Source organism: Nocardia sp. NPDC052001, from assembly GCF_040680615.1.
GTDB lineage: Bacteria > Actinomycetota > Actinomycetes > Mycobacteriales > Mycobacteriaceae > Nocardia.
On the sequence record NZ_JBFAXC010000001.1, the window covers coordinates 883,584 to 895,160 of the forward strand.

Sequence of the window (11,577 nt, forward strand, 5' to 3'; positions counted from 1 at the left end):
GGGTGGGCCGCTCGCGGGCCGGGGGATCAGGAGGCCATACGCGCCATATGCAGCTCCGCGGCGGAGAGCGGCGCGTCCGAACCGGTCAGGTACTGCACCAGGGTGGAACGCTCGTCCAGTACCAGCCAGCGCGCGGTATCGCCGAAGGCATCCCGCTCGTCCTTGATGGTGATGCCGAAATCCACACGGCTGGCGGTGATTTCGGTGGTGAAGGGCACTGCGGTGGCGCCGGTCTTGGTGATGGCCGCGCGGGCCACGATGGATTCGAGCTGGGGGAGCCCGGCGATGGCGACGCGAGTACCCGGACGAGCGCCCAGGTTCAGCAGCATGCGGGCCATCCGATTGGACCAGCGGTCCAGCTCGGCATAGGTGAGCGCGCAATCGCCGACGGTCGCGGCGACGGCGGCCGGATCGGCCTCGGGGGCAAGCGGCTGTGCGCTCGTACGCAGGGGAACGAGGGTGGCTACGGGCGATTCGACCGGCTTGCACATCGGTAATCATCCTCTCGGAGATGCGGCTACGTGGTGCTGTTGGGGATGTATCCAACTGTCGTCGCATTCGGTTCGATCGGACAGCAACCTCAGTGCTGCCGATCTCCGCTCCGGGGGTGCCCTTTAACCCACCTAGGGTGGGTGGATGATCACTTGCCCATATCCTCGATGGCCTGCTCGATCATGATGGTGGAGTCGCGCGGGCTCAGCGCCATGGCCCGCAACTGGTCGAACATGACCCCGTACCGGCGGACTTCGGGATGGCCCTCGATCAACTCGTCACTGGCGATGCCCTCCACGTAGACCAGTTCGGGATCGGCGGGGTCCGGGAAGTCGAGCAGGGTGAAGGAGCCGAGCATGCCGGGGTGCGCACCCGCGTCGAAGGGCAGGATCTGCAGGATCACATTGCGCTTGTTGGTGTGGTCCAGCAACTGATCGAACTGCTCGCGCATCACCTCCTTACCGCCCACCAGACGTTTGATCACGGCCTCGTCCAGCACCACCCACAGCTCCAGCGGATCGTGCTTGTTCAGCACCTGTGAGCGCTCCATGCGAGCCCGAACCCGTTGTTCGCGAACCTGTTCGGAGATTTTCGGCATGGTGGTCTCGTACACCGCGTTCGCGTACGCCTCGGTCTGCAACAGGCCGGGGACGAAGGTGGCCTGGAAGAACCGGGCCGAGAGCGCCTCGGCCTCGAAGTTGATGTAGGCGCCGTACACCTCGGAGACCGCGTCCTCATATGACCTGGCCATACCGGGTTTGAGGGCGTCCACCAGCAGCTGTAAGGCGTCTGTACGCTGCGGTTCGGCGATGTCGTAGAGCTCCAGCATGGCGGTCAGCGTGCGGCGTTGCGGCCGGGCCTGTGCGGTCTCGATGCGGTAGAGCGTGGTGACGTTGATACCGGTCTTGGCGCTGACCACCTCTTTGCTGAGGCCGGCGGTTTCGCGCATCTCGTGCAGCATCGCCGCGAGCCTGCGCAAACGTACGGTAAGCACGGTTCGCTTGCCTGCCATGACGACCCTTTCCCTTGTCGCACTTGCCCGAACGCAGTATTGCGTTCTTGCATTTGTAAGAGCATGATCCGAGCTAGCCTATTCGTGAAGAACCGATCCGATGAGCGGTATAGCTGAATCCGGAGACCAATCATGTTGGTGCGATTAGTGATGTTGTCGGGTGCTTGTGGGGAGTCACGATGACCATGTCGATAGCCGGCGTTCTGCCGACGGCTCCACAATTGCTCTGTGCCTTCCAAGGCAGACGTTTTCAAGATCGAGTTCTGCTGCGCTCGGCGCACGCTCTCGCGGAGCTGCACGAACGCCGGGCCGAGATAAGCGATCTCATGTTGATCGCCGAGATCGATTGCCGGCGGGGCGAACTCGTTGACGATATCAACGACTGGGTGGAACAGGAACTGCCGCAGCACCGTAACGGCAGCCTGTTGCACACCGAAAGTCTGGGTGCGGTGGTCGACCGCATGGCCATGAGCTGGGTGGAAGCCAACCAGGTCATCGACCATGAGGGCGCGGCCAGCGATAACACCCATAAACACTGGTACCACCTGGCCGAACTCGTCGACGGCTACACTGATCTCGTAATCGATGTGGCCGGCGGCCGCCGCCGTTTACCGGAACAATGATTCCAAATGCATTGACACAATTGATGCATCGGCCCGGAAGCATTGCCGCCGGCGGTGACGTCAACCGAGCAGTGCTATCCGACCAGTAGCTCGCTCGAGCCGCAAGACGTCGCCCGCCTTGAGAACGGCGGGCGCAACGGGGCGCCCCGCCCGGCGTGCCGCGTGGTCGACTGGCGCGGCACGCCCGCTATACGGTGTTGCGCACATGCGTTGTTGTACAAACGCTTCGGTTTGTTTTTGGTATTCGTTCCGCATTTCTCTTGATATGTCATTCGCGAAATTGTGAGTGAAATACGGCATTTCACATCCCAGTGGACGGAGTGCTGTCATGAATACCGGTGAGTACAGCGCCACCGCGCTCTATGAGCAAGCGCGGGGCGGCGTATTCCAGCTGGATCCCGCGGTCGCACGCGAGTGCGCCGCGCACTTCCTGCGCTTCGCGGACCTGCTCGATCCACAGGTCGAGCAGTCCGCCCGCATCCAGGCTCTCGGCGGGTTCGGCGGCTTCGATTCGGCTCGGCAGCTACGCCGTGGCTTCGAATCCAAGGCCGCCGAACTCACCGCGACCCTCACCACCCTCCAGGGGTGCGCCCTGCGCATGGCGGCCGCCTACCTGCTGGCCGCCGGGCTCATCCTGGACACCGACGAAACCCATTCCCGCGCACTGCTATCCGCCCGCGCGGGCCTCTGACTCCGGGACCGATCCCTCACCGGAGAACAGTTGGGCCGGCACCACTGCCAAGGTGCCGGCCCTACTGGCTGTTCCCGATCGTCCGCCTCAGCGCAGCGCGGCCCGGCCCTTCAAACGGCCCAGGATGATCAGGGCGATCAAGGTGACCAGCACCAGCAGCGTGGTGCTGGCGGCCGCGTCGAAGACCTCACCGCGGTCGGTGGCGGCGAAGATGCTGACGGGCAACGTCTTCCACGTCGCCGGGTAGACCATGATGGTCGCGCCGAGCTCACCCATGGACAGGGCGATGGCCAGGCCCGCCGCCGCGCCGAGCGCGGGCAGCAGGAGCGGCAACGTGATTCGGGTCAGCACGCGCACCGGGCCCGCGCCCAGAGATTCGGCGGCCTGCTGATAGCCCGGGTCCAGGCGATCCAGCGCGGCCGAGACGCCGCTGAAGGCGTAGGCCAGCACCAGCACCGTATGGGCCAGGATCACAATCCATTTGGTGCCGCCGAGCAGCAGCGGCTTCTCGTTGAAGGCGATCAGCACGCCCAAGCCGATGGCCACCGAGGGGACCGCGACCGGGACATGGAAGACCGCGTCGGTGATGCGCCGCAACCATTGCGGAGCCTCACGCGAGGCCAGCGCCGCCCAGGTGCCCAGGATCAATGAGATGAGTCCGGCCAGCAGCGCGGTTTGCAGGCTGACCGAGAGACTGGCCGATTCCTCGCCGGAGAGCACATGATCGAAATTGGCGAAGCCCAGGTCCGAGGGGAGCGGGCCGCTCCAGTGTCCGGCCAGAGCGGCGGCGACCACGGTCGCGATCGGGGCCACGAAGACCACGGTGACGACGACCGCGAAGAACGCCAGCACCAGCAGGCGGCCGCGTCGAGTCCATACCAGCATGGCTCAGCTCTCCTTCCGGGCGCTGGTGAGACGGGCGAACAGCAGGCGATAGCCGAGGTACAGGCTCAGTGACAGCAGTACCTGCACCGAGGCCAGCACCGCCGCGCCCGGCAGATCGAAGGTGACGATGCCGCGCGTGTAGATCAGCGCGGGCAGGGTGATCACACCCTTGGCCCCGGTGAACAGCACGATGCCGAATTCGTTGAGCGTCAACAGCAGTACGAGACTGCCGCCCGCCGCGAGCGCGGGCCACGCCTCCGGCAGCACCACCTGGCGCAGCACCCGCCACGGGGTCGCACCCAGGCTGGACGCCACATCCAACTGCTCACGCGGCAGCTGCGCGAACGCCGCCAGCAGCGGCCGCACCACGAACGGGGTGAAGAAGGTGATCTCCGCGAAGATGATGCCCCACGGCGTGGACAGGAAGTTGATCGCGGGTTCGGTACTGCCGGTGAGGTTTCCGATCAGCGCGTTGACCGCCCCCGCCGTGCCGTACAGGAAGGTGAAGGCCAGGGTCACCAGGAACGACGGCAGCGTCAGCACGGTATCGATGAGCCGCCCGACCAGCTGCGATCCGGGAAACGGTATGAACGCCAGCACAATCGCCAGGAACGTCCCCAGCACCAGACAACCCGCCGTCGACCCGACGGCAATGGTCACCGTGCGCCACAGCGCCTTTCGCACCGACTCCTCGGCCAGCACACTGCTCCAGGTCGCCGTCCCGCGCCCACCCGCCTTGGTCTTGGTGGACTCCAGCAGCACCCGCACGATCGGATACACCGCGATCCCGAGCACCACCAGCACCGGCGGCAGCGTCCACAGCACCGGTTTCCACGACCGCTTCGGCGCGAGCTCCTCGGGAGCGGTTGCCGCCGAGGGAGATTCGATCACCGCGGTCATCGCTGCCCCCGCTCCCGCGCAGCGGCGATCCCGCCGGACAACCTCGACCACACGCCCACCCCTTCGGGGCGTGTGACCGAGGCCCGGCGGTCCGCCACCCGGTTCACCGGTTCCGCGGTCGGCAGTCCGGTGATCTGGTCGAGGTGGCGGGGGCGGCGTTTCGGCAGGGGGTTCATGCGCGCACCTCGGAATCGGCGGCGGCGGAGGCGTTTCCGATGGCGGGCGGGATGAGGACGCCGGCCGGATCGGGGAATTTGACGCCCACGTTGTCACCGGCGGCGAGTTCGGTGTGGCCGGGGACGTCGGCGGTGAACTCGACCGGGATACCGGGCACAGTCAGGTGCAGGCGGGTGGCCGCGCCCTTCCAGACCGCGGTGACGACGGTGCCGCGCAGCGCATCTCGTTCGGTGAGCGGCACGATGCGCACGGTGTGCGGGCGCACGCACAGCATGGCGTCGGCGTCGGGGGCCCAGTCGGGGCGGCCGACACCGGGGCGCGGGGCCTCCGCGCGCAGCGTGTGCTCACCCACGGTCACCAGCGCCGCGGTGCCGGAGACGTGTTTCACGGTGCTGGGCAACAGGTTCGCGCCGCCCAGGAAGGACGCGGTGAAATCGGTGGCGGGCTGCTGCCACAGATTGTGCGCGGTATCTATATCGACCAGCCGCGCATCGCGCATCACCGCGATGCGGTCCGCCAGCGCCAGCGCTTCGGCCTGATCGTGGGTCACGTACAGCATCGCCGTGTCCGGCAACGCCTTTCGCAGCTGTTGCAGCTCGCCGAGCATGGACTGGCGCAGCTGCGCGTCCAGGGCGGCGAGGGGTTCGTCGAGCAGCAGCACCCGGGGCCGGATGGCCAGCGCGCGGGCGATGGCCACGCGTTGCTGCTGACCGCCGGAGAGTTCGCGCGGGAGCCGCTTGGCATAGGAACCCATGCCGACCATCTCCAGCGCCTCGGTCACGCGGGTGCCGATCTCATTGCGCGGCACCTGATGTGCCTTGAGCCCGAAGGCCACATTGTCGTGCACCCGCATATGCGGGAAGAGGGCGTAGGACTGCACCACCACCCCGATACCGCGCTTGGCGGGGGAGAGGTTGGTGACGTCGCGCCCGGCCAGTCGCACCGTGCCCGAGGTCGGCCGGACGAATCCGGCCAGGGCCTTGAGCGCGGTGGACTTGCCGGAACCGCTGGGTCCGAGCAGCGCAACCGTTTCCCCCGCGGCGACGCGCAGATTGAAATCGGCCAGTGCGACAGTGCTTTTACGGCGATTGCCGTAGGTGACACCGACCCGGTCGAACACGATGGCCGGTTCGACGGCCTCGGTGCCGGTGGCCGTGGATGTCGTCAACGCGGAGGACATGGTTGCTGCTCCTGTGGTCGGGCGATTAGCTGCCGGTGGCCTTCGTGTACGCGGCGACATCGGTGTCGAGCGAATCGAGCACCGCGTTCCAATCCGGGTGCACCACATCGACATTGCGCACCAGCGCTGCCGGGGACACGGTGTTGCCGGTGGGCGCCGGAGCGTCCTTGAGATCGGTGCGCGCCGAGACGGCATTGGCATCGGTCAGGGTCTTCTGCACATCGGCCGAGAGCAGGTAGGTCATCAGCTTCTTACCGGCGTCCGAATGCGGCGCGCCCTTGGCCAGGCCCATCAGGTAGGGCAGTGCCACGGTGGACTGCTTACCGTCGGCGGCGGCCGGGAAGAAGACGTTGAACTTGGAGCCCTTGTCCTTGATGGTCGCCAGGTTCATCTGGATATCGCCGTTGGCGACGAGGATCTCGCCCTTGTCGACCTTGGCCTGGAGCTTGCCGGTGGAGGAGGACGGGCCGACATTGTTGGCCTGCAACTTGGCGAGGTAGTCCAGCGCGCCCTGCTTGCCGTAGAGCTGTTGCAGCAGGATCAGCACCGCGGTGCCGTCACCGGCCTGGCCGGGGGTGGAGTACTGGATCTTGCCCTTGTACTCGGGCTTCAGTAGATCGTCCCAGGTCACCTTGGCGGCCTCGACGGTCGGGTTGGCGATGAAGCAGAGGTAGTTGCCCGCCAGGCTCACCCAATTGCCCGCCGCGTCCTTCTCGCTGGCCGGGAACGCGCCCAGATCCACGCCGCTGGCCTGCAACAGATTCGACTTGGCGGCCTTCTGCATGAACGGCGGCAGCGTCACGATGACATCGGCCTGCGGGTTGGACTGTTCCTTCTCCACGCGGTTCACGACCTCGCCGGAGCCGGCCTCGACCAGGTTCACCGAAATACCGGTCTGGTCCTTGAACTTCGCGAACTGGGTCTTGTACCAGTCGCCGACGCCGTCGGCGGAGTAGACGGTGACGGTCTTGCCGTCGCTCGAATCGCTGCCGGTGCCGCCGCAGGCGGTGAGGCTGAACGCGACCGCGGTGGCGGAGGTGAGAATGAGAGCGGTACGGGCGATGGTGCGTGCGAGGCGGTTGTTCTTATTACGCACGGTGACTGCAACTTTCAGTTCGTGGGGAGGTGTCGAGTCGAAGGGACGGGGGGTGTACCCGCCGCCCCCTCATGGATGCGGCGGAATCCTGGGGATCAGCCCTTGGTGAGCAGCAGTGCGGCGAAGTCGACCACCGACGGCACCACATGCGTCGCGCCCGCGGCGCGCAGCTGTTCCTCGTTATGCGCGCCGGTCAGCGTGCCCGCGACGATGCGCGCGCCCGCGGCCAGCCCGGTGCCGATATCGCTGGACGTATCGCCCAGTACCGCAACGCGATCCACGGCGTCGATGCCCAGGCGCAGCAGCGCGGTCAGCACCATGTCGGGGTAGGGGCGGCCGCGTCCGGCATCGGACGGAGCCAGGGTGAGATCGGCGATATCGTTCCAGCCCAGCGCGTTCAGCAGCTTGTCCTGGGTCTGGCGGCTGAAGCCGGTGGTCAGCGCCACCTTGATACCGGCCTTGCGCAGCGCCGAAATCGCCTCCTCCGCACCGGGAATCGGTGTGACACCGGCATCGGCGAATTCGGCGTAGGCGGCCTCGAAGGCGGTATTGGCCTGCTGGGCCCGGTCCTCGTCACCGAGCAGCGCGCGGAAGACGACGATCTTGGACTGGCCCATGGTGTCGATCACGTACTGCCGGGCGGCCTCGCGTTCGGGGCCCTGCTCCGGGATGCCCGCGCTGGTGGCGGCCACGTCGAAGGCGCGGATCACCAGCCCGTCATCGGCGACGGTGGTACCGGCCATATCCAGTACCGCGAGATCGATCTGCTTGTAGGACAACTGTTTTCCTTAAAGTCAGAGGTTGAGCAGGTCGGCGGTTTCCTCGCCCAGCGCGGGGCCGAGCGTCATACCGCGGCCACCCGGACCGGTGATCACCCAGACGTTGTCGGCGGCCTGCGCGCGGGTCACGATCGCGCCCGGATCGATGGACTGGCTGTACACGCCCGCCCAGCGCCGCACCACCTGCGGGAGTTTGCGGCCGAGCAGTTCCTCGGCGACGGTGACCAGGTGCTCGTACGGCGCCTCGTCCACATCGAAGTTGAACGGCTCGTCGTATTCGTGGGTGTCACCGATGGTGAGCCCACCGTGCAGGCGCTGTACGCACAGCAGCTGCATCTTGTGCTGCGCGGCCGTGAACGGTTGCGCCTCTTCGTTATTGAGGCGATCGAGCTCCGGCCCCTGGAAGGCGGGGTAGTAGCGGAAGCTGTCGCCGTCGGCGAAGGCGGTGGTGAGCGGTTCGCCCAGTGGCGCGGTCTGCATCATCTGCAACCGCACCCGCCGCACCGGGATATCGCCGACGAGTTCGCGGGTCAGACCCGAATGTGCCGCGCCCGGGCAGGAAATCACCAGATCGCCCTCGTGGCGGCGGCCGCGATCATCGAGCACGGTGGTGCCGGTGATGCCGCGCGCCTCGGTGCCGCCGAAGAAGGTGTAGCGCCCGGTGGCCTCCATATAGCGGCGCAGCGCGGGCAGCGCCTGCCGGGACTCGACCGCGCCGTCCTTCGAACAGTGCAGTCCGGCAACGAATTTGCCGCGCAGGGCCGGGTTGACCTTGCGCACCGCGTCCGGATCGAGCAGTTCGAAACCGCGTTCGGCGGCCGACGGGTTGCGCATGGCCGCCTCGGCCACAGCGAGCTCGTTCTCGGTGCGCACCAGCGTCATCGATCCGGCGGGCCGGAATCCGACGCCGGGCACCTTACCGCCGATCTCCTCCCACAGCTGGCGCGAGCGCAGCGTGATGTCGAGTTCGTTCGCGCTGCGGCCGGACACCCACACCAAACCGAAATTGCGGACGGTGGCGCCGCGCGCCTCCACCTCGCGTTCCAGTTGGATGACTTCGTGGCCGCGTCCGATCGCGGCGAGGGCGTGGGCGGTGCCGAGAATTCCTCCGCCGATGATGACCAATCGCATGGGACTCATGGTGGCCAATGGTCTAGACCTAGGAGTGTTTCGTGTGCAAACGCTAGGTTAACAATTGGTATAGACCAATCTTGTGTACATTGATGGGCATGGACACAACGGACGTTGCCGGGGTGGGCGCCCGTATACCGAAGTCGTACCGAGTGCGCACCGAACTCGAAGCGCTGCTCGGCGAACTCAATGAAGGCGATCCGCTGCCGTCGGAACGCGATCTCGCGCTGCGCTGCGGCGTGGCCCGTGAAACCGTCCGCCAGGCGGTGCGAGAGTTGTTGGTGGAGGGCAGGATTCGCCGCCAGGGTCGCGGCACCGTGGTCTCTCGCCCGAAAATGGTGCAGCCCTTGACCTTGCGCTCCTACACCGAGGGCGCCCTCAAATTCGGCCGCACGCCGGGGCGTCTGCTGGTCGACTGGACCGATATCACCGCCGACGCCGACACCGCCCAGGAACTGGCCCTGCCCGTGGGCACCCCGGTCATGCACCTGGAGCGCATCCTGCTCGCCGACGGCGAACGCATCGGCCTGGAAAGCACTTTCATGCCACTGGACCGTTTCGCCGTGCTACGCGACTTCTACAACCCCGAGACGTCGCTCTACGCCGCGACTCGCTCGATGGGCGTCGCCTACGCCTCCGCCACCGAACGCATCGAAACCGTCCTGGCCTCCCCCCGCGAGGCCGCCCTCCTGGAATGCACCACCGCCCTACCCATGCTCCTGCTGCACCGCCGCAGCATCGACACCGACGGCACCCCGATCGAGCGGGTCCGCTCCCTCTACCGCGGCGACCGCATCGCCTTCCAGGCCGCCCTCACCGACTGACCCCGTTCATGCGGGATGCCCCGTGCTTCGCGGTGGTCAGGATCCGGGCGCATAGCGGGTCCACGCCGCGGACTGTCCGATCAGTTCCTTGCTCGCCAACTGCACGCTCAAGCCCGACCAGCCGGAAGGGCGTGCGAGCCAAGCGATTTGCGTTCCATTGGCGAAGTAGATGTCCCGCGCGAATCCGTCCTCCCGCTGTAGGGCCCCGGCGAATCGTGCGGCCGTCTCGGACTTGCCCAGATCGCCGCTGAGCATGGCGATGGGGTCGTCCGGACCGCGGTCGGCCAGCGCCCGGCGCACGCTGGGATCGTTCGCGACCACCTTCGCGAAGGCTTCGGGCTCGACGACGATCGTCTCGCCTCCGGCATTGCGGCTCAGATGCGGGTTCGTCGTGCCGTAGGGCTGAACATCGCCCTTGAGGTGGAACAGTCCGGTCTTCCTGTCGGCCTCGGCGTGCAGGAACAGCGGGGACCGGTTATCTCGGGTCGCGGCCCAGGGGGAGGCCGCGTAGACGGGTTCGATGTTTTTCGTTCCGGCGTACTCGGTATAGATCGAGCCCTCGTGATGCTTCGCGAGATTCCGCAGATACGGGATGTCCTCTTTCGCAAGGGGATACGACACTCCCCAGATCTTGTCGCCCGCGTTGTGCAGCACATCCTTGCTGACATCACCGCTCCAGAACCACAGGTTCTGGCCGTCGAGATCGGCGCCGCGAACGATCTCACCCGACCTCGTTCGCGGTAGGCGATCGGGAAGCGTCCAGGTGTCGGGGCCACGCCGCGCGAGTTCCTCGAGATCGAATCGCGTGTGGCGGCCATCGGTCGCGAGGACGCGCTCGGCCGCATTGCGCAGCTCATTGCTGAGGGGGACGAGTTTTCCCTTGGCGGCATAGGCGTAGCCGCTGGTGAATTCGGTGAGGGATGCGCTGATCTTGTGGCCGATCCCGGAAAGCCCCCCTACGAGACGATTCATTCCCTGCGCGACCTCCCGGAGCCGTGAGCAGATGGTGAGCCGCAGTGTATTCGCCATCCCGTATCCCGCCCTCGCCAATCGTGGCAAACCGGCGGAATTCCCGCTGATCAGGGAGGAGTCGATGACCGCCTACGGTGCGGGCCGGTCGCGGGGCGGCACCATTTGTCCGAGGGCGCTGGTGATATTGGCGAGGGCGGGGTGCTGGGGAGTGGGGCCGGCTGATCGGGTGGTGGCGGCGGATTCGTTATCGGCGGTGAGGCGGTAGACGGTGCGTTCGAGGATGGGCAGGATGGCGGTGATTTCCAGTGTGCCGCCGGCGAATCGGGCGATCAGGGCCATCACCATATTGGGCAGGATCAGCGCGATGTCCTCGATGTAGGACTGGTCCAGGCCGCGCAGCGCCGCCTCGGCGATGGGGAGGATGGCCGAGACGCCCTGGACGTCCAGGCGATGGCCGCCGGGGGCCGTGCGGGCGTGGTGGTAGGCCTCGAGCATGGTGGGGTGCTTCTCCCAGGGCTCGAAAACGCAGCGCAGTACGCGGGTCATGGCATCGCGCACCGATTCGCCGGGGGTGACGGGTTCCACCTCGGCGTAGGTGTGCTCGGTCATCCACTGTTCGAGCGCGGACACGATGAGCTCATCGCGGGTGGGGAAGAGCTTGTAGACCTTGGTGAGCGAGACGTGCGCGCGGCTCGCGACGGTGCGCAATTGCACGCCGTCGTAGCCGTTCTCGGCCAGCAGTTCCAGGACCACGGCGATTATCCGCGTATATGCGTCCGGCTCTTGATCTTTACCCACCCCATCATGGTAACTTC

Annotated in this window: 14 protein-coding genes; 3 read left to right on the top strand and 11 right to left on the bottom strand. The window is 66.5% G+C overall.

Annotation, left to right across the window (positions count from 1 at the left end; translation table 11 throughout):
• Positions 1 to 26 precede the first annotated feature (26 nt).
• A complete protein-coding gene (locus AB0L82_RS04175; RefSeq protein ID WP_364630743.1) occupies positions 27 to 491 on the bottom strand; it encodes an AMP-binding protein in 465 nt (154 codons plus the stop codon).
• Between the two features lie 149 nt (positions 492 to 640).
• Positions 641 to 1,504, bottom strand: a complete 864-nt coding sequence (locus AB0L82_RS04180) for a helix-turn-helix transcriptional regulator (RefSeq protein ID WP_364630746.1) — start codon at positions 1,502 to 1,504, stop codon at positions 641 to 643.
• Between the two features lie 179 nt (positions 1,505 to 1,683).
• On the opposite strand from AB0L82_RS04180, the gene AB0L82_RS04185 reads away from it, so the two are divergent.
• Entirely contained in the window at positions 1,684 to 2,127 is a 444-nt protein-coding gene (locus AB0L82_RS04185; RefSeq protein WP_364630749.1) for a DUF4254 domain-containing protein, read from the top strand.
• Between the two features lie 328 nt (positions 2,128 to 2,455).
• Positions 2,456 to 2,818, top strand: a complete 363-nt coding sequence (locus AB0L82_RS04190) for a hypothetical protein (protein WP_364630752.1) — start codon at positions 2,456 to 2,458, stop codon at positions 2,816 to 2,818.
• Positions 2,819 to 2,905: 87 nt separating this feature from the next.
• Here AB0L82_RS04190 and AB0L82_RS04195 read toward each other — a convergent pair whose 3' ends face one another.
• The 7 genes from AB0L82_RS04195 to AB0L82_RS04225 form a co-directional block, all read right to left on the bottom strand.
• Positions 2,906 to 3,703: an ABC transporter permease subunit gene (locus AB0L82_RS04195; RefSeq protein WP_364630755.1), complete on the bottom strand. Its 798-nt coding sequence runs from the start codon at positions 3,701 to 3,703 to the stop codon at positions 2,906 to 2,908.
• A gap of 3 nt (positions 3,704 to 3,706) precedes the next feature.
• Positions 3,707 to 4,603, bottom strand: a complete 897-nt coding sequence (locus AB0L82_RS04200) for a 2-aminoethylphosphonate ABC transporter permease subunit (protein ID WP_364630758.1) — start codon at positions 4,601 to 4,603, stop codon at positions 3,707 to 3,709.
• A complete protein-coding gene (locus AB0L82_RS04205) occupies positions 4,600 to 4,779 on the bottom strand; it encodes a hypothetical protein (RefSeq protein ID WP_364630761.1) in 180 nt (59 codons plus the stop codon). The genes AB0L82_RS04200 and AB0L82_RS04205 overlap by 4 nt, the downstream gene beginning before the upstream one ends.
• The gene (locus tag AB0L82_RS04210) at positions 4,776 to 5,960 is read right to left on the bottom strand and encodes an ABC transporter ATP-binding protein (protein WP_364630764.1); all 1,185 of its coding nucleotides are present in this window, start codon (positions 5,958 to 5,960) and stop codon (positions 4,776 to 4,778) included. The genes AB0L82_RS04205 and AB0L82_RS04210 overlap by 4 nt, the downstream gene beginning before the upstream one ends.
• A gap of 25 nt (positions 5,961 to 5,985) precedes the next feature.
• Positions 5,986 to 7,023: a 2-aminoethylphosphonate ABC transporter substrate-binding protein gene (locus AB0L82_RS04215; RefSeq protein WP_364632762.1), complete on the bottom strand. Its 1,038-nt coding sequence runs from the start codon at positions 7,021 to 7,023 to the stop codon at positions 5,986 to 5,988.
• A gap of 128 nt (positions 7,024 to 7,151) precedes the next feature.
• Positions 7,152 to 7,835 carry a phosphonatase-like hydrolase gene (locus AB0L82_RS04220; RefSeq protein WP_364630767.1) on the bottom strand — a complete coding sequence of 228 codons (684 nt, stop codon included), beginning with the start codon at positions 7,833 to 7,835 and terminating at the stop codon, positions 7,152 to 7,154.
• Between the two features lie 15 nt (positions 7,836 to 7,850).
• Positions 7,851 to 8,966 (bottom strand): TIGR03364 family FAD-dependent oxidoreductase, encoded by a 1,116-nt coding sequence (locus tag AB0L82_RS04225; protein WP_364630770.1) that lies wholly within the window; start codon positions 8,964 to 8,966, stop codon positions 7,851 to 7,853.
• A gap of 98 nt (positions 8,967 to 9,064) precedes the next feature.
• Here AB0L82_RS04225 and AB0L82_RS04230 point away from each other — a divergent pair, with 98 nt between their 5' ends.
• Positions 9,065 to 9,790, top strand: coding sequence for a GntR family transcriptional regulator (locus AB0L82_RS04230; RefSeq protein ID WP_364630773.1), 726 nt, complete (start codon positions 9,065 to 9,067; stop codon positions 9,788 to 9,790).
• A 36-nt stretch (positions 9,791 to 9,826) separates the two neighbouring features.
• On the opposite strand, the gene AB0L82_RS04235 is transcribed toward AB0L82_RS04230, so the two are convergent.
• On the bottom strand, positions 9,827 to 10,819 hold the full coding sequence (locus tag AB0L82_RS04235) for a hypothetical protein (protein WP_364630776.1): 993 nt from the start codon (positions 10,817 to 10,819) through the stop codon (positions 9,827 to 9,829).
• Between the two features lie 72 nt (positions 10,820 to 10,891).
• Positions 10,892 to 11,560, bottom strand: a complete 669-nt coding sequence (locus tag AB0L82_RS04240; protein ID WP_364630779.1) for a TetR family transcriptional regulator — start codon at positions 11,558 to 11,560, stop codon at positions 10,892 to 10,894.
• Positions 11,561 to 11,577: the final 17 nt, after the last annotated feature.

Coding starts and splice junctions, on each gene's coding strand:
- AB0L82_RS04175 (WP_364630743.1), bottom strand. CDS start 491: ATGTGCAAGCCGGTCGAATCGCCCGTAGCCACCCTCGTTCCCCTGCGT.
- AB0L82_RS04180 (WP_364630746.1), bottom strand. CDS start 1,504: ATGGCAGGCAAGCGAACCGTGCTTACCGTACGTTTGCGCAGGCTCGCG.
- AB0L82_RS04185 (WP_364630749.1), top strand. CDS start 1,684: ATGACCATGTCGATAGCCGGCGTTCTGCCGACGGCTCCACAATTGCTC.
- AB0L82_RS04190 (WP_364630752.1), top strand. CDS start 2,456: ATGAATACCGGTGAGTACAGCGCCACCGCGCTCTATGAGCAAGCGCGG.
- AB0L82_RS04195 (WP_364630755.1), bottom strand. CDS start 3,703: ATGCTGGTATGGACTCGACGCGGCCGCCTGCTGGTGCTGGCGTTCTTC.
- AB0L82_RS04200 (WP_364630758.1), bottom strand. CDS start 4,603: ATGACCGCGGTGATCGAATCTCCCTCGGCGGCAACCGCTCCCGAGGAG.
- AB0L82_RS04205 (WP_364630761.1), bottom strand. CDS start 4,779: ATGAACCCCCTGCCGAAACGCCGCCCCCGCCACCTCGACCAGATCACC.
- AB0L82_RS04210 (WP_364630764.1), bottom strand. CDS start 5,960: ATGTCCTCCGCGTTGACGACATCCACGGCCACCGGCACCGAGGCCGTC.
- AB0L82_RS04225 (WP_364630770.1), bottom strand. CDS start 8,966: ATGCGATTGGTCATCATCGGCGGAGGAATTCTCGGCACCGCCCACGCC.
- AB0L82_RS04230 (WP_364630773.1), top strand. CDS start 9,065: ATGGACACAACGGACGTTGCCGGGGTGGGCGCCCGTATACCGAAGTCG.
- AB0L82_RS04235 (WP_364630776.1), bottom strand. CDS start 10,819: ATGGCGAATACACTGCGGCTCACCATCTGCTCACGGCTCCGGGAGGTC.